This is a genomic window from Pseudanabaena sp. PCC 7367, from assembly GCF_000317065.1.
GTDB classification, from domain to species: domain Bacteria; phylum Cyanobacteriota; class Cyanobacteriia; order Pseudanabaenales; family Pseudanabaenaceae; genus Thalassoporum; species Thalassoporum mexicanum.
Genome location: NC_019701.1, coordinates 2,652,892 through 2,670,486 on the forward strand (window position 1 = coordinate 2,652,892; position 17,595 = coordinate 2,670,486).

Annotated in this window: 12 protein-coding genes; 3 read left to right on the forward strand and 9 right to left on the reverse strand. The window is 46.2% G+C overall.

Annotated elements, in window-relative coordinates; translation table 11 throughout:
• Nucleotides 1–44: 44 nt before the first annotated feature.
• Nucleotides 45–1,148, reverse strand: coding sequence for a glycerate kinase (locus PSE7367_RS10510; protein ID WP_015165329.1), 1,104 nt, complete (start codon nucleotides 1,146–1,148; stop codon nucleotides 45–47).
• Between the two features lie 167 nt (nucleotides 1,149–1,315).
• Between PSE7367_RS10510 and PSE7367_RS10515 the strand changes: the two genes are divergently transcribed.
• Complete coding sequence (locus tag PSE7367_RS10515) at nucleotides 1,316–1,465, forward strand: chlorophyll a/b-binding protein (protein WP_015165330.1); 150 nt, start codon at nucleotides 1,316–1,318, stop codon at nucleotides 1,463–1,465.
• Between the two features lie 183 nt (nucleotides 1,466–1,648).
• Here the strand turns inward: PSE7367_RS10515 and PSE7367_RS10520 are convergent, their stop codons facing one another.
• On the reverse strand, nucleotides 1,649–2,083 hold the full coding sequence (locus tag PSE7367_RS10520; RefSeq protein ID WP_015165331.1) for a RidA family protein: 435 nt from the start codon (nucleotides 2,081–2,083) through the stop codon (nucleotides 1,649–1,651).
• Between the two features lie 483 nt (nucleotides 2,084–2,566).
• Between PSE7367_RS10520 and galE the strand changes: the two genes are divergently transcribed.
• Nucleotides 2,567–3,556: a UDP-glucose 4-epimerase GalE gene (gene galE, locus PSE7367_RS10525; RefSeq protein WP_015165332.1), complete on the forward strand. Its 990-nt coding sequence runs from the start codon at nucleotides 2,567–2,569 to the stop codon at nucleotides 3,554–3,556.
• Between the two features lie 117 nt (nucleotides 3,557–3,673).
• On the opposite strand, the gene topA is transcribed toward galE, so the two are convergent.
• The 3 genes from topA to PSE7367_RS21560 form a co-directional block, all read right to left on the reverse strand.
• Complete coding sequence (gene topA, locus PSE7367_RS10530) at nucleotides 3,674–6,565, reverse strand: type I DNA topoisomerase (RefSeq protein ID WP_015165333.1); 2,892 nt, start codon at nucleotides 6,563–6,565, stop codon at nucleotides 3,674–3,676.
• A 761-nt stretch (nucleotides 6,566–7,326) separates the two neighbouring features.
• Nucleotides 7,327–9,624, reverse strand: a complete 2,298-nt coding sequence (glgB, locus tag PSE7367_RS10535; RefSeq protein WP_015165334.1) for a 1,4-alpha-glucan branching protein GlgB — start codon at nucleotides 9,622–9,624, stop codon at nucleotides 7,327–7,329.
• Between the two features lie 190 nt (nucleotides 9,625–9,814).
• Nucleotides 9,815–10,819 carry a tetratricopeptide repeat protein gene (locus tag PSE7367_RS21560; RefSeq protein ID WP_015165335.1) on the reverse strand — a complete coding sequence of 335 codons (1,005 nt, stop codon included), beginning with the start codon at nucleotides 10,817–10,819 and terminating at the stop codon, nucleotides 9,815–9,817.
• Between the two features lie 274 nt (nucleotides 10,820–11,093).
• Here PSE7367_RS21560 and PSE7367_RS10545 point away from each other — a divergent pair, with 274 nt between their 5' ends.
• On the forward strand, nucleotides 11,094–12,839 hold the full coding sequence (locus PSE7367_RS10545; RefSeq protein WP_071881391.1) for a protein kinase domain-containing protein: 1,746 nt from the start codon (nucleotides 11,094–11,096) through the stop codon (nucleotides 12,837–12,839).
• A 21-nt stretch (nucleotides 12,840–12,860) separates the two neighbouring features.
• Here PSE7367_RS10545 and PSE7367_RS10550 read toward each other — a convergent pair whose 3' ends face one another.
• The 4 genes from PSE7367_RS10550 to PSE7367_RS10565 form a co-directional block, all read right to left on the reverse strand.
• The gene (locus PSE7367_RS10550) at nucleotides 12,861–14,006 is read right to left on the reverse strand and encodes a WG repeat-containing protein (protein ID WP_015165337.1); all 1,146 of its coding nucleotides are present in this window, start codon (nucleotides 14,004–14,006) and stop codon (nucleotides 12,861–12,863) included.
• A gap of 37 nt (nucleotides 14,007–14,043) precedes the next feature.
• Nucleotides 14,044–15,288 (reverse strand): tetratricopeptide repeat protein, encoded by a 1,245-nt coding sequence (locus tag PSE7367_RS20430; protein ID WP_198013406.1) that lies wholly within the window; start codon nucleotides 15,286–15,288, stop codon nucleotides 14,044–14,046.
• The gene (locus tag PSE7367_RS10560) at nucleotides 15,257–15,733 is read right to left on the reverse strand and encodes a hypothetical protein (RefSeq protein ID WP_015165339.1); all 477 of its coding nucleotides are present in this window, start codon (nucleotides 15,731–15,733) and stop codon (nucleotides 15,257–15,259) included. Before PSE7367_RS10560 ends, PSE7367_RS20430 begins: the two co-directional genes overlap by 32 nt.
• A gap of 85 nt (nucleotides 15,734–15,818) precedes the next feature.
• Nucleotides 15,819–17,384 (reverse strand): trypsin-like peptidase domain-containing protein, encoded by a 1,566-nt coding sequence (locus tag PSE7367_RS10565; protein ID WP_015165340.1) that lies wholly within the window; start codon nucleotides 17,382–17,384, stop codon nucleotides 15,819–15,821.
• Nucleotides 17,385–17,595 lie beyond the last annotated feature (211 nt).

Consider the following 17,595-nt stretch of genomic DNA (forward strand, 5'->3'; position numbering starts at 1 on the left):
TCTATGCTATACACAACCTCAAGTACCCCTAATAACAAGCACCCCTAATAAACAGCGATCGGCAAGTGATTTGCCCCCACCTCGATCACCAGATCGACTATTTCAGGATTTTGCGCCAGGGGCTTAATAAACAAATCTGGATGCAATGCTCGCCAGAAGTAGTTAACAAATTGTTCTACTTCCCGATCGCCCATACCAGTTTTCCCAGCCGCGATCGCTTTTTGCTCGGCTTCTTTGCGCCATTGCTTACTTAAGTTGAAATCAACTAAATGCAACATAATCAAGCTGTCCAACCGTTGCCACAGGGGCAAATATGCTTGCAGATTACGATTCATATCCAGCGCAAATTGAACATCGGCAGTAGTGGCGATCGGTGATGGTGGATCATGTCGTAGAACTTCAGCCAAATCCGCTTCCGGCCAAGGCCATACCCCCACCATCCAGCCCTCAAATAACACAATGTCGATCGGTGTTTGGTTCAGGTTAATTTTCAAGGGCTCGGTGCGATCGCCTGCGCCAGCAAATGCAGTTTTATCAAATTGGGGAACGGCAATATATTGCTCTTTCTGGGAGAGAGGATTGAGATCATTAACTGCCCGAAGTTGGTCTAAAAGTGCAATGCCCAACTCCAGATCGTGGGTTCCCGGCGGGCCACGCCAGATCAATCGTGGGTCTTGTTGTTGTAGCTGCTGGCGATCGGCGTAGGTTTTATACAAATCATCGATCGAAATACTTAAACAGTTATGACCTAGATGCTTCAAGATCAAAGCCAGGAATTTACACAGAGTGGTTTTGCCTGTGCCCTGGCCGCCCAGAATACCCTGAATCAAAGGTCGATCGTATTTTTGCCTTGTGCTAGCTATTTTCAATGCCAACGGCAACCAGATTTGCCACAGTGGTTCAAGCAGGTTAGACGTGATGCCTAGCGATCGCTGGCAAGCCTGAAATTCTGGGTAGATAGCTGCTAGTAGATTTAATCTTTGTTCAAGGAATTGGCCTATGTTTTGCCGATCAAGCTGATCATCGTAGAGGCGATTAGGGGTGGGGCGATCGCTGAAAACATTAAGCATATCTTGGCACAACCAATTTTGCTGATAGTTAGATAAGACCTGGTTGCTAATCCATTGTTCAAGAATGATCTGGAGCATTATTTAGAATAACAAACAAAAATCAGATACATACCTCTTAGGGCTATGGGGCATATATATCTAAGGCGGTATGAAAGTTTCCAAAATATAAATTAATGTTAAGTCAAGTTAATCATTTCGCTCTCAAGCAATCATCAATAGTAATCGATACCTAAAGGGGAATCACCATGGAAAACCAAAACCAAGACGTAAAATTTGGCTTCAACGAATTTGCCGAAGTATGGAATGGTCGTCTAGCAATGCTAGGTTTCGTAATCGGTTTGGCTACCGAGTACATCACCGGCAGCGGCATCCTTTCTCAAATCGGCTTGCAGTAAGCCTTAATTAAGTAAACCTGATTCAAATCATCACATCCGGATTAGGCTTTTCTTAAAATCATCATAATTGATATGCAGCTCTGATTTAGGTCAAGGGCTGCATTAACTTTTGGGGCAATCTAAGCAACAATTGGATTTTGGCTTGCCGATCGCATCTAGCGGTTGTTAGTTTTGAGCTTTGGCCTAAACGATCGCCACAAACTTGATTTCAATTAATTGCTCTGGGAATGCTAGGCGCGGCGTAGTAAGCAAAGTACAACATACCTGTGGCTTTTCAGTGCCATACATCTCTTTTCTGATCTCGCCAGCGATCGCCAGAACTTGATCAATACTTGTCACATAAACCACTTCTTCAACCACATGATCTAAAGTTGCGCCATAGTGGCTCAGGATCTGCTTGGCATTTAAATAAGTTTGCCTCATTTGCACTGCCATGTTGGAGTGATCAAGAATATTGCCCTCATTGTCAATCGGCGCAGCTCCTACAATATTGCCATTATCATCATGGCTAAATTGACCTGAAATGTGGATCATGTTGCCGACTTTGATCGCTTGCACAAAGCCAAAACTATCTTCCCAGGGCATCCCGTTATTTTTTATGTCTTTTTCAATACTCACTGGCTTCGTCCTTTTATCTAAGATTCTACTGGTTCCCTAAAATTCTTCTGGGCTAGGCTGATCGGAATGTTTACAAAATCAATTACTCTGAAAATCATTAAATTTTGCTAAACGATTTGATCTATCGGAGCTAAATGAATGTCAGCTTGATAAACAACAAACGCTAATGTAGAAATAGGATTTTCAAGCAATTCCAGTAACGATAAGTTAAATAGCACAAAGATTCGGTCGAATCCAGGTTAAAAGAGTTTCAATGAACTGCCACACATCATGCTCGATGCCTAAATGTGTTTAAATATGCCTTAGCCAAGCCAATATACTTCTTGCTTAAATCCTCAGATCGCAGCGAGATAAAATTTCTCGTGTTGCCATAGCGGACTTTTGCGAGAACTTAAGTATATGCCAATGCAATTGTTTTTAGCTTGGCTCAAGTAAGTTGGCAGGTTTGGGCAAAAGCAAATTGCAGCGCGATCGAGAAAATTGATGACACAAACAAAAATTTTAGTTACCGGTGGGGCGGGTTACATTGGCTCCCATGTGGTTTTAGCGCTCCAGGAATTGGGCTATGGGGTCGTGATCCTCGATAATCTGGTCTATGGCCATCAAGACATTGCCACTAAAGTTCTAGGCGCTGAATTAGTAGTTGGCGATATTGGCGATCGCCTCCTGCTCGATCGTATTTTTAGCGAACATCAAATTGACGCGGTGATGCATTTTGCCGCCTATGCCTATGTGGGCGAATCGGTCAAAGACCCGCTAAAGTATTACCGGAACAATGTCGCTCAAACCTTGACCTTGCTAGAAGCAATGCTGGCGGCAAAGATCAACAAATTTGTGTTTTCGTCCACCTGCGCCACCTATGGTGAGCCGAGTCAGCTACCGATCCCAGAGGATCATCCCCAAAATCCAATCAACCCCTATGGTGCTTCTAAGCTAATGGTGGAGCGGATTTTAACTGATTTTGACCATGCCTTTGATTTGCGATCGGTGCGATTCAGGTATTTCAACGCCGCTGGCGCTGACCCTCAGGGCAGACTGGGTGAGGATCATGATCCCGAAACCCATTTGATTCCGCTGGTGTTACTAACCGCCCTGGGCAAACGGGAGGCGATCACAATTTTTGGCCAGGATTACGACACCCCCGATGGCACTTGCATCAGGGACTATATTCACGTTAGCGATCTAGCCAAAGCCCATGTGCTGGGGTTGGAGTATTTGCTCAAGGGTGGCACTTCGCAGGTGTTTAATCTGGGCAATGGCAATGGATTCTCGGTCAAGCAGGTAATCGAAGCAGCGATTGCCGTAACGGGCAGAGAGATTAAGGTAATTCATGGCGATCGGCGGCCAGGTGATCCCCCTATGCTGGTGGGCAGCGCCGCAAAAGCCAGGGAGATATTGAATTGGCAACCGGAATACGCAGACATCAAAACTATTTTGACCCATGCCTGGCAGTGGCATCAAATCCGGCACTAGTTGGTAATAATGAATAGATAATCAAATCAATCATATTACTAGCCAGAGAAGCTTCAGCCAGTCTAGCTCCGATGGCCAATGACATTCCACCTATCAAGGTTAAACACCAGTTAATAATTAAGCATTACCAGCAACTTCCTTAGCTGGTGATGATTTTGTGCTTTTTGTAGTAGTTTTTGTATTCTTGCTAGCTGCTTTGGTGGTTGATTTAGCGGCAGCACCAGTTGATTTGGCCGCGTTACTAGTAGTTGATTTAGTTGCACCAGCTTTGCTCGCTGGGGTGCTTTTGCTAGTGGTTTTCTTGGCCGCCGTTTTAGTAGTCTTGGTAGTTGCCTTAGCGGTCTTAGTTGCTTTAGTAGACTTAGTAGTAGTCTTTTTGGCTGCCGTCTTAGTGGTTTTGCTAGTCTTGGCTTTGGTGGTTTTGGACTTGCTGCTAGCTCTAGATGACTTAGACGACCTAGAAGACTTAGTTGGCTTTTTGGTGGCGATCAATTCGATCGCTTGCTCCAGCGTCAGATCATCGGGCGAAGTACCATCGGGCAAAGAAATATTAGTTTTGTTGTATTTGATATAGGGGCCATATTTACCCTTATATAGATCGATCGCGTTGCCTTCAGTCGGATGCTCACCCAGCGATCGCAGCTTGGTATTACCACGCACAGACTTAGGCATAGCTAATAATTCTAGCGCCCTCTCTAACGTAACCGTGTAGGGATCATCATCCCCCTTTAGCGATCGATAGTCTTTGCCATTTTTGCCCTGATCATGTACCACATAGGGGCCAAACCGCCCCAGATTAGCCTGAATCTTTTTACCAGTTTCCGGATGCACGCCCAGATCACGGGGCAGCATTAATAATTTAACCGCCAGCTCCAGGGTCACATCCTCTGGCTTAGTACCCTTAGGGATCGAAGCCCGCTTCGGTTTAGGATTATCATCAGTTACTTTACCAAGCTGTACATAGGGGCCATATTGACCTACCAGCAGATAAATTGCCTCGCCATTGTCGGGGTGGGTGCCAAGTTGATCGGGGCCTTCAAGTTTTTGCTTCAGCAGCAAATTGATCTTTTCCGGTACCAGATCGGCTGGGGTAAAGTCTTGGGGGATCGAAGCCGAAATTACCTCTTCCCCTTCCTGCACCTGAATATAGGGGCCAAACTTACCAATTTTGACTTTGACCTTTTCTTCTAGCCCAGCCAATGGCACGCTACGGGCGGTTTCTGGATCGATCTGGCTTTCCCTGGCATTAACCTGCTCCGCTAAACCATCTTCACCCAGGTAAAACTTTTGTAGGTAGGGCAGATAGTCCACATTGCCCATGGAAATATCATCCAGCGTCTGTTCCATTTTGGAAGTAAAGCCCGGATCGACCAGGTTGGGGAAATGCTCCTCTAGCAGGGCAGTGACCGCAAAGGCGGTGAAGGTAGGGATCAAGGCATTGCTGATAATTTGCGCATAGCCCCGATCGCGGATTGTGCCAATAATACTGGCGTAGGTACTGGGGCGGCCGATCCCTTCGCTTTCTAGCATCTTTACCAAAGAAGCTTCTGTATATCTGGCGGGGGGTTGGGTTTCATGGCCGATCGGCAGGATCTCACGGCATTCTGGATGATCGCCCTCAACCAAACGTGGTAAAATCACCTCTTTACCTTCCAAGGCAGCCTCTGGATCATCAGATCCTTCCACATAGGCGCGGAAAAAGCCAGGGAAATCGATCCGCTTGCCGGAAGCCCTGAACCTGGCATCTTCCACCAGCATTTGCACGCTGGTAAGGGTTTGTTTGGCATCCGCCATCTGGCAAGCAACCGTCCGCTTCCAGATCAGATCATAGAGGTTTAATTCTCGGCCAGACAAACCAGTGGCCTGGGGGGTGCGGAAGGTTTCACCAGCGGGTCGGATTGCTTCGTGGGCTTCTTGGGCACCTTTGGACTTGGTGGTATATTGGCGGGGCTTGGGTGAGAGATATTCTTTGCCATACATATTCTCAACACATGTACGCGCTGCGGCGATCGCTTGTTGTGATAGATGCACCGAGTCAGTACGCATGTAGGTAATGAAACCGCGCTCGTAGAGTGATTGCGCTACCCGCATGGTTTCCCGCGCTGACATCCGCAGCTTACGATTAGCCTCCTGTTGCATGGTGGAGGTAGTAAATGGGGGCGAAGGCTTGCGGGTGCTGGGGCGTTCTTCTAGCTTGACTACGCTCCAGGGCTTGTTTTGAATTCGTGCTTGCAAACTCAGAGCAGCGGCTTCATCGAGCAACAATACATTACGATTACTGGCAATTTGACCAGTGGTTTCGTCGAAGTCTTTACCAGTGGCCACATTCCGATCGCCCACCGCCACTAATTGAGCGGGGAATTCATGCTCTGGTGCAAATAGGGTTGCCTTAAGATCCCAGTAGCTACCGGATTGAAACGCACGGCGTTGACGCTCTCGATTTACCAACAATCGCACCGCCACTGATTGCACCCGACCCGCCGCGAGTCGATAGTTATTCATTTTGTGCCACAGCAATGGTGAGAGGGTATAACCCACCAGGCGATCGAGAATGCGACGGGTTTCCTGGGCATGGACTAAGTTTTCATCCACCTCACGACAACTTTGTAGGGCTGATTTGATTGCTTCAGAGGTAATCTCATGGAAAACCATCCGCTTAATTGGCACTTTGGGCGCTAGTACCTGTAACAAATGCCAGGAAATACTTTCACCCTCTCGATCTTCATCAGTGGCCAGAATCAATTCTGAGGCATTTTTAAGGGCAGACTTAAGCGATCGCACCACCTTCTTTTTATCGGCGGGCACAATGTAGAGCGGATCAAACCCTTCATTTACATTCACGCCCAATTTAGCCCAGTCTTCGCCCTTATATTCTTTGGGAATATCTTTTTTGGATTCTGGTAAATCCCGCACATGACCCATCGAAGCTTCTACGATGTAGCTAGAGGGTAGAAACTTACTAATGGTGCGGGCTTTGGTGGGAGACTCGACAATAACAAGGGTTGACATAGCTGGTTGTGATGTCTGTAACTGATTGTTCTGATTGGGTGATTGAGATTGTGTTGAAGCCGAAAGCTAGTTTAAAACTCTTCTTAACCTATATACAACGTTTTTAGGGCAACTTGCTAATCAGAATCTGGCGGCGATCGCTAATTTTTTGAGCTCGGCAGGGGCGGTTATCCCCCCAATATAACTGAACCATACTTTTGTTACTCCTACTTAAACCTAGCGATCGCCTGATTGGTCAATCGCTTAAGCCAATCGCCCCACCCCACCTAAATTCACCTAAGCCTAAATAAATTAGAGCATAGGACTAAGCAAATTTTGCCCCAGATCTAAATAACCTGAAATTATTGAAATTCTGGTAAAGAGCGAGCGATCGCTTTGGATTATTACCGATCGCTAAGTCCATTTACTTACTCATTACTTGCTGCTGCTGCCCGTAGCACTGATTTTGATTTAATTTCCCCCATTAGTCCCATTAATAAATCATCCTAGCAAATACAGAAAGGGTTCTTCAAAGCCTACCATAGCTAAGTCTTGCATTTGGCAATTTCCAGGTATGTGTATTTATTGCATGATTGTACTGACATATGCGTGCGCCAGGTTATTGCCGTATGCGTAGAATTAAGCCAAGAAATAACTGACCTTTGTGTCATTTAACTGATCATTCTCACTACTACTCGACCACGTTAATTATGATTGGTCGCATTCTTGCAAAAGAGTTATTACAATCGCAAATTAAGCATCAAATTCATTGTGGTGGACTACTACTTCCCTACAGGGTTAATATCAGCATCTTCAGGTAACACCCACTTAAACATACACACACTCAATGGTGGCAGCGTCAGCGATAGACAATGATCCCATTTATGATGTTCATACCATGCTTGGCTCCACTTGCCACCATAGTTACCGATGTTACTGCCGCCAAACTCCTCTGCATCACTGTTGATCAGTTCCTGATAAAAGCCTGCCTCCGGCACACCAACCCAATAGTCGTAGAGAGGATTGGGGGTAAAGTTGCAAACTGTGACCACAAATTCATTAGAATGCTTATCCTTACGCAGGAACGAAACCACACTATGATCAGCATCATTACAATCGATCCATTCAAACCCATTATAGGAAAAGTCATCGCTATAGAGGGCGGGCTCGCGGCGATAGATTTTGTTCAAAATCGCTACAAAATGCTGCATCTTACGATGGGGTTCATGCTCTAGCAAATGCCAATCGAGATCGTTGTTTACATTCCATTCGCTATATTGACCAAACTCCATTCCCATGAACATAGTTTTCTTACCAGGATGAGCATACATATAACCCAGTAAGCAACGTAGGTTTGCAAATTTTTGCCATTCATCCCCTGGCATCTTACCGATCAAACTGCGTTTACCATGCACTACCTCATCATGGGAAAGCGCCAGCATAAAGTTTTCACTGAACGCATACATAATGCTGAAGGTGACATTATTTTGATGGTAGCGGCGATAGATTGGGTCTTCGCTGAAATAGTCCAGCATGTCATGCATCCAACCCATGTTCCACTTGAAATTGAAGCCCAAACCGCCTAAATAAGTGGGGCGCGAAACCATTGCCCAGGAGGTGGATTCCTCGGCGACTGAGATGATGCCAGGATAGTAACCAAAAATCACATGATTGAGCTGGCGCAAGAACTCAACTGCTTCTAGATTTTCATTCCCACCATAATGATTGGGAATCCATTCAGTGCGATCGTAATCAAGGTAGAGCATGGACGCGACCGCATCAACCCGAATGCCATCAATGTGATATTTATCAAACCAGAACAGGGCATTGGCGATCAAAAAGTTGCGTACTTCATTCCGGCTATAGTTAAAAACTAGCGTGCCCCATTCCTTATGTTCGCCGCGACGGGGATCGGCATGTTCATACAAATGCGTACCATCAAAGAAGGCTAACCCGTGGGCATCTTTGGGGAAGTGACCTGGCACCCAATCGACAATCACGCCAATGTTGGCCTGGTGGCAGCGATCGACGAAGTACATAAAGTCCTGCGGTGATCCATAGCGGGAGGTACAGGCATAGTAGCCCACCACTTGATAACCCCAGGAACCATCAAAGGGATGCTCGGCGATCGGCATTAACTCAATGTGGGTGAAGCCAGCTTCCTTTACATAGGGAATCAGTTTATCGGCCAATTCACGGTAGGTAAGGAATCGCGCCCCTGGCTTATCGCCGAGCGTTACGACGGGCTCTGGATTGCCATCGGCATCCTTGGGGATATAATCAGCATTTTCATGGAGCCAGGAACCGAGGTGGAGTTCATAAACGGAAACGGGCTGCTCTTGGGGATTGCTAGAGCGGCGCTGTTCGAGCCAGTCTTGATCGTTCCAAGTGTATTCAAGATCATTTACGATCGAGCAGGAGCCAGGACGCACTTCCTGTTGAAAGCCATAGGGATCGGATTTTTCGTAGATGTGGCCGAAGGTATTTTTGATTTCGTATTTGTAGCGATCGCCAATTTTTAGCTCAGGGATAAACAATTCCCACATGCCACCACCGACCATCCGCATTTGATGTTTGCGGCCATCCCAGCTATTAAAATCGCCCAGGATCGAAACGTTGCGGCCATTGGGAGCCCAAACCGCGAAGTTTACTCCTGCTACGCCATTCACCTGAGCGGGATGCGATCCAAGCTTTTCATAGATGCGGTGGTGGTTGCCCTCGCCGAATAAATGAATATCAAAATCAGTCAGGCTGGGCGATCGAAATGCATAGGGGTCATGGATTACGCGCTCGTGATCGCCTTCTTTGACGCGGAGTTGATAGTTGGCTAGTTCGGGTGTTTCAATCTCACAGACAAAGAAGTGGGGATTGTGATAGGACTGCATCGCATATTCATCCCGATCCTGGGGCAGAACCACAGTCACGGCCTCGGCGTTGGGTAAGTAGGCGCGTACTTGCCATTTGACCTTGCCAACGGTGCGATCGCTTTCCACCTGATGGGCTCCAAGCACCGCGAAGGGGTCTTGATGTTGGTTGCCAACGATTTTATCGATTTGCTCGGTGGATATGGTTGCGATCATATTTGCTCCTATATTTTTCTCCTTAAATCTATATGTGGTGCATATAAATTCACCCCTTAGTGTGGGCGATCAATACCTATACTAGGGTTACATGGGATCTATTGCATACTTCTAAGTATATATACTCGATCGAGATGGTCGATCGGCTGGGGCATTAACCGATCGCTGTTTTATCTGTACGGTGGATGTTTTAATCCTGATTGCCTTCTGGCTCTTGCTTTTCTTCAAATGATTGGATCAAGGCTTTGAAGCGATCGTCGTCGCGGATGTTGTCAAAGTCTTTATCTGTTTTTACCATGTTGAGATGTGTGGAATCTAGTTCGATAGCTTTTTTAAGATCTTGGATTGCTTTGATGACATTACCTTGTAGAGAGTATAGACCTCCCCTATCGTAGTAAAGAACTGCATAGTTAGGCTTAATTTCTATTGCTTTATCATAACTATCGATCGCTTCTTCTAATTTCCCCTCAAAATACAGCGAGACACCTAGCTGAATATGATCATTTGCTGTAAGCAGTAAGCTCGGATTGTTTTTTAATATCAGCTCAATCTTACCTCTATTCTCTTGAATCTGTTGCTTAACTTCAGGCGAGACGTTTTCTTGTTCTTTCTTACTAGCACCAGGAGGTGGCGTAAGTTCAGACAGCTTAGCGATAGCTTGATCTTTTTCCTCTAGACTTTTTCTAAACTCTTCAAACTGAGAAAATGCTTTTGACTTTAGCTCCTCTAAGCTATTTGCAAATCCTCCTATTTGCTTGTCGAGTTCAGCTTTTACTAAGCTAGCAAGTTGTTCTTTTACTTCCTTCTCGATATCTGGCTCTACCTCTTTCTTTATACTTAAAACTAACTGATTCCTAATAATTTTTTGTAAGAAAAAAGTAGCACCTGCAATGATAATTGGTATAGCGACTAAAGTAGCAATCAACCCATTTAGTAGGTTTAGTGTAAAACTAAACTGTCTGTCTATTTCATTTCTCGCTATCTTCTGAATTTCTAAAGTCTGCTCAGTTGATAGGCTTTGTTCAATTTCCATCCTCAACTGATTACCAACTAAATTGCTATTTCCAATCTCGTCCCAAATCAATTTTCGAATTTCTGTCTCTTGCGCATCCGAAAACCCTAGGTCAGCCTGCATAAAAACAACCCCCACAAACACAAACCAGGCAACGATCGCAACCAGCAGCAGCTTTTTCATAAACCCAAAGATTAAATGCAGAATTAATTATACCAACCGCAACATAACATCAAGATTTAGCGACCTGCCAACCTCAACAAAGCGGAAACAAAATCCCCCCAAACCAGTCACATAGAATAATGGGCATATTTGCTTAATTGCAACCTGCGGCCTCTGCCCCACTTCGATCGCAGAAATTAACAACAAAAAATAGCGATCGGCACAATTGAATCACATTAACGATCGCACTAATGTTGTAATGGTTATGGACAGTCTGGCTAGGCCAAAAAAGCAAATGATCGGTACAACTTTAAGAGGTCGCTATCAAATTATTGCCAAACTAGGGCAGGGTGGCTTTGGTGAAACCTACATCGCCGAAGACACTGACCTACCTGGCGATCCCCAATGCGTAGTCAAGCGGCTCAAGCCCCAATCCGGCGATGCGTTTACGATCGGCACGGCCAAGCGCCTGTTCGAGAGCGAAGCAGAAATTTTATATTTACTCGGTCGCCATCCTCAGATTCCCCAATTGATGGCTCACTTCGAGGTCGATCAAGATTTTTTCCTGGTGCAAGAATTTGTCGATGGCACGCCCCTGGGTGATGAGCTAGCCCATAGCCATGTGTGGGGCGATCGGCGGGTGCTGGACTTTTTGCGCGATACCCTGCCAACGCTGGATTTTGTCCACCAAAACCAGGTGATTCACCGCGACATTAAACCCAATAACCTGATCCGGCGCAACCTCGATGGCAGGATTGTGTTAATTGATTTTGGCGCAGTTAAAGACATTCGCGCTCTGGTCACCGATCCCGATGGCAAATCAACCTTTACTGTGGCGATCGGCACGCCGGGATTCATGCCCTACGAACAACAGGGTGGCAAACCCCGCTTTAGTAGTGATATTTTTGCTCTGGGCATCACCGCAATCCAGGCGGCAACAGGAAAACCACCCACCAACCTGGACGAAGATCCCCACACTGGCGAAATTATCTGGCAGCCCCACGCCACCTTGCACAATCAAGCCTTGATCGATCTACTCAATCGGATGACCCGATCTCACTTCCGCGATCGCTATCAGTCCGCCAGTCAGGTACTTGCCGATCTAGAAAAAATTAATATTAGCGCCATTGCCGACTCCACGATCGTTAAGCCTAACCCGGATAGCGATCTACCTGACCCAAGGACAAACAAGCAAGCCGAGCCAGCGTCAACCATAATTTTCAAATCCAACAGCTCGATTCTGCCCACCCTAGGCAAGTTTAGTAAGTTTAATAAATCTGAGCTGGCCAATAATCAGCCTGAGCGCAAATTTCCACCGCTGAAGCTCTTGATCGGTGGCACGATCGCCGCGATTGCGTTAGCCACGTCGCTGATTATGCGTAATGCTGCCGATCGCCCGGTTGCCTCCAATCCTGCTGCCCCGATTACTACTGAGCCGACACCAGCCGAGTCGCCCTCAATCACGATCGAAGTGAATCCTGAAGTAGTCGAGAAAATCCAGAAGGCCAAAAATCTCCGCCAGGAGCAGCCCAGCGCAGCATTGCAGACCTATGAAGAAGTGATTGCGATCGAGCCAAATAATATCGAAGCCTGGTGGGGCAAGTGTTTTGCCTTGAATATTATGGAGCGCTACAACGAAGCCCTGACCGCCTGCGATCGCGCCATAGAGATCAATCCAGAATATGCGGAAGCCTGGTGGAGTAAGTCCTATGCCTACTTGCGCCAGGAAAACTATCAAGCGGGATTTGAACATGCCACCAAAGCCACCGAGCTAAAACCGGATTTTGCCTATGCCTGGAATAATCGCAGCACCGCGCTTAACTATTTGGGGCGCTATGAAGAAGGCTTAGCCTCAGCGCAAAAGGCATTGGATCTAGAACCCAATCTGGCTGATGCCTGGAATAATCTGGGGTTTGCGGCCGAGAAACTGGGGCAGGTGGATACGGCGATCGCGGCCTATGAAAAGGCCAAGGGGCTTAAACCAGGATTTAAGGAAGCAAATCAAAACCGGGAAATGCTGCGGCGTAAATTCGGTCGCTAGCTTGTTGATTCTGCTGTAGCTCTAGCTTTCAGGCTTGCTTGACTTGCGAATATAACCAAACTTGCCCTTATATTGCACTGCGGCAAGATCCTCTCTGAAGTTAAACAAAACATCAAATTGGGGTGCGATTACAAATTCACCTTTTTTGTTAATATAACCACCCTTGCCATCCAACCCCGCCCCCGCCAGACCATCAGTAAATTCATAGGCCCAGTCGAATTTTGGCGGAATCGCAAATTTGCCGGTTTGGTCAATGTAGCCGGATTTGCCATGCTGCCGCACGATCGCCAACCCACCCTTAAACTTATAAGCGACATCAAACTGAATCGGGATCACGACCTTGCCCGACTTGTCAATATAGCCATACTTTTCATCTCGTCGAACCACCGCCAGCCCTTCGGAAAAATCGGCGGCATCTGGTGCAATCAAAACGCTTTCAAAAGGCAGCTTGATTACCTCATGTCCAGCACGATCGATGAATCCCCAATGTCCCCAATTGCTATTTTTGAGTGACTTGGTGAGTTTGACGGCGGCAAGACCTTCGCTAAAATCTCTGGCGGCGTGGAATCGGGGCACGATCGCCAACTTGCCCGATTTGTCGAGGTATCCCCACTGATAATCCCGCTCTACTACTGCCCAACCCTGGACAAATTTTTCGGCCTTGGCTCTGGGGGGCAGTTTAAATAAGATCTGGCCGTTTTTATCGATCGCGGCATAAATGGGGGGTTCTCGATCGAGTGCTACAAAGGCGATCCCTTCGCTGAAATGGTGAGCCTTGCTAAATTGGGGCTCAATTACTATTTCCCCGTTTTTGTCGATGTAGCCATATTTACCGTTCAGCTTCACCCGCGCTAAGCCTTCTCTGAATTGGCTGGTATCCTCGAATTGGAGCGGGATTACAAATTCACCTTGCTGATTGATGTAGCCGGATTCATCGTAGCGGCTGGCTCCGGCGATCCCATCTTTGAAACTACCAAAGCTATCGAACCGGGGCGCGATCGCCCATTCTACTTGCAGGTTCGGATCATTGACTACGATCGGCGGTAATGCGTCGGGGTCTTCGTTGCTGGTTTGACTAAGCTGGATCGCTAGGCTAAGGATACTGGTGAGGAGCAGTGCCAGAACAAACATGATCACGAATTTAAATTTAGCGATCGTTGCTGACATGGCTGCTTGTCGGTGGGATTGTCTTTAAGATCCTACCTCAATCAGTCTGTGGTTCTTGCTGCTGTTTTTCTTCGCAGGTTTGGATTAGTTGCTTGAAGCGATCGTCGTTGCGGATGTTGTCGAAGTCTGGATCGTTTTTTGCCATTTCAAGGTATTTGGGATCTAGTTCGATCGCTTTTTTAAGGTCTGCGATCGCTAGATCAGTATTTCCTTGTAAGGCATAAACACAGGCTTTACAGAGGTAACTACCAGCATAACTTGGGTGAATTGCTATAACTTTGTCAAAAGACACTATTGATTCATCATAAAGATTCAACTTACTTTGGTTAATACCACGTTGAAGCCAAGCTTCAAAACGCTCAGGCTTAATGCTAATAGCATTATCATATTGAGTTATAGCTTTATTAAAATGGTTTGATTCTTCCAATGCTTTGCCATAATTGAAGTATGCTTCATATGATCTAGGTTTAATTTTTATGGCTCTCTCGTAGCTATTAAATGCCTCTTCATAGCAACCTAACTGCCCTTGCGTATTACCATGATTAATCCAAGCTTCATAAAAATCTGGATTACTTTCTATTGCTCTTTCAAAGCTAGTTCGTGCTTCTTTAAAACGTTCTAATTCATAGAGCACAACTCCATACCCAAACCAAGCTTCATCTAATACTGGATTAATCTCTATAGCTTTATTATAACTAGCAAGTGCTTTTTCAAATTTGTCTTCCTCAAAGTAAGCATTGCCTAGTTTTAAATAATCTAAAGCTGAAAGAGACAATTTTTTGGTTACAGATTTTAATACTTCAAAGTTTGTGGTTAATATCTTTACTTCTTCTTTCTCTAGTGATCTAGGTGCAATTCCTTCTTTAATCGTAGGCTGTCGAACAATTTCCCCTAACCTTTTTAAAATTCTCTCGACAACGTAGCGATCGATCTGCTCTTGCGTTTTCAATTGATCAAATACAGCCTCACTATAGCTTTTAGTTTTTTTAGTGCTCGGCTCTTTAGGCGGCGTTCTCAGTCGCTCCCGCAAATAATCATCCAATGCCGAACTAGTAGATTCGCTCCCACCACCCATTTGAATTTGAAACGCGCTCACCGCAGGCAACAGCAATATTCCTGCCACAAACAAGGATGCATTTCTAGCATGTTCAGATTTAGTAACACTGGAGAAATAAAGCAACCCACCAATAAACAAGGTCATATAAACGCCCACAAAAAAAGGAGCGTAGCTAACTTGTTTGGGGCTAGATCTATTGGCCATCGCTATTTTTACCTTTTCCACTTCCAGGCAATTTATCACGCAAAAACTTAAAAAGATCAGGCATACCTTTCCCTAAACCAATAGACACAGCAATAACAATAAATGCTCCTGGGATGTCAACCAATGCCATTACCAAACCTACGGTTAGCCCCAAATACAAAGATAACTTCCTGAAATTTAGCTCTCCATTTATCTGGTTATCAACTAGCTCTAATTCCTGCCTCGATCGCTCAGCTTCAAATTCAATTTTTTGTTTTTCTAGCTTTAGTCGGTCTTGCTCTAACTTATAAGCTGCTATTTCAACAAACGGAGCATCATAGGCCGCCTCTCTAAGCCTCACCTCAATTATATCTTCCGTCTCAGGAGATGTTATTTCAGATTCCTGGTAACCGACGATCTCAGAGGCCGATAACTCCTCCGCCCGATCAGGCTTATTTTCGCTAAGATCGCCCTGCTCCTCAGTCATCGCACCAGCAAATCCTCACCACAGCAATTATCCCGCCAAATATTACCAATAGCATATTAAATTAAATCGATCGGGTTGCAAGGAGCTATTGCAATGACTTCACCGTTAACACATACTCACCCCGACCGGATTGATCGTAAGTATTGGCAACGATCCCATAGGTGCCTGTCTGTGGTAGTTCGAGCGTGATTGCAGCGTTCTGGCGATCGGCTGTTATCCCTGAATTCTGTTCGATCACTTGCTTTTGGGGCGAGAACAGCACCAAATAAGGACGGAAATCCTCACTGGCTAAGGTGATTTCTACCACTTGGCCAGCAATACCTTCAAAGCTAAAGGCTTCAAATAGGCTGCCGTCTCTGGCTAGCACTCTGCTACCGGGGCCTAATATCCCTCGCCGTTGCAGAATCACATTGGGAGCAGGGCTAAAGGCACTGGCGGAATTACGCGGTGTATTACTATTGGGAAAAGATGGGGGAATACTCCGATTTGGATTAATATTCAACGGCTGGGCACTGATCGTGAAGTTACCTATTTCGCCCACATCATAGGTGTTGGCATAAACCACATAATTGCCATCTTTGGGCAACGTGAGTGTAATGCTGGCATCATTGCCACTGCCACCATCATCATCTTCAGCGATCTTATTCCCTTCACCATCCAGCAGGATCATATAGGAATCGATCTCATTGCTGCGCATTTGCAGATTCACCTTTTGGCCACTTGTACCATTAAACGTGAATGCCTTATAAAAGCTGCCATCGGGTAGGGTTTCATCACTTGCGGTCAGGGCAGCGCGGCTGGCACGACCATTGAGCGCCAGGTTAATCGGCGGCTTGAACGATCGATCGATACCGATCTGTCCTGATAGGGCGGCAGCAACAAAATCTTTAACCGGGTCCGCAGCGATCGCAAACCCTAAGCCAATGCTACCTTCATTGCCTCTGGCGGTAAAAATCGCTGAGTTCACACCGATCAGTTGACCACGACTGTTGAGCAGAGGGCCCCCAGAATTACCCGGATTGATTGCCGCATCGGTCTGGATTAGATGGCGATCGCGGTCGAGACGACTGACAATGCCGGTGGTTAATGTACCGGCAAAGCGGCCAAAGGGGTTGCCGATCGCAAAGGCACGTTGACCCACTTTAATATCATTGGCGCTGCTAATTAATTCCACATGGGGCAAGGGTTCAGTTACTCGATCGAGACGAATTAAGGCCAAGTCTGGATCGCGGCTGCTGGCAATTACCTGCCCATCAAACTGACGATCGTCTAGCAGCCTGACGGTGACTTTTTGCGCTGTCCTGACCACATGGGCACTGGTAAGCACCAGCCCCTTAGGATCAATGATCGTACCGCTACCATTACCCCGCCCCGATTGAATTGAAACTACCGCTGGGCTGGCGATCTCATAGACCCGAATATTGGTCTGCTCGTTGATATCCTGGGCGTAAATGGGCGGTAATGGCTGATCGGGAATTGGTGAAGGGCTAATCGGAATATCAGGAATATCGGAAATTGGCGCGGGGGGCAAGTCAAATTGACTGGCGATCGATCGCCCCACCGAAATATTCATCGCCAGCAAACCACAACCCAGGCATAGCCCTGTGCTGGTTGCTAAATCAAATAATTTATATTTCAACCCCTGACTCACTGAGGCTCTCCCACCAAACCTATAAATACCGCTGATCAATGCGTTCAATGCGTTCAATGCGCCACATATTTATTGCAACTGCCACCTAAATACTAGGGCGATCGGCAATCGGATAATGTTCCTTCTTGCTGCTGGATTTTTAATTTCTAACTACTAATTACGCATAAATTTTGATTACTGTTAATTATTTTTAATTACTTACTTAATTCTT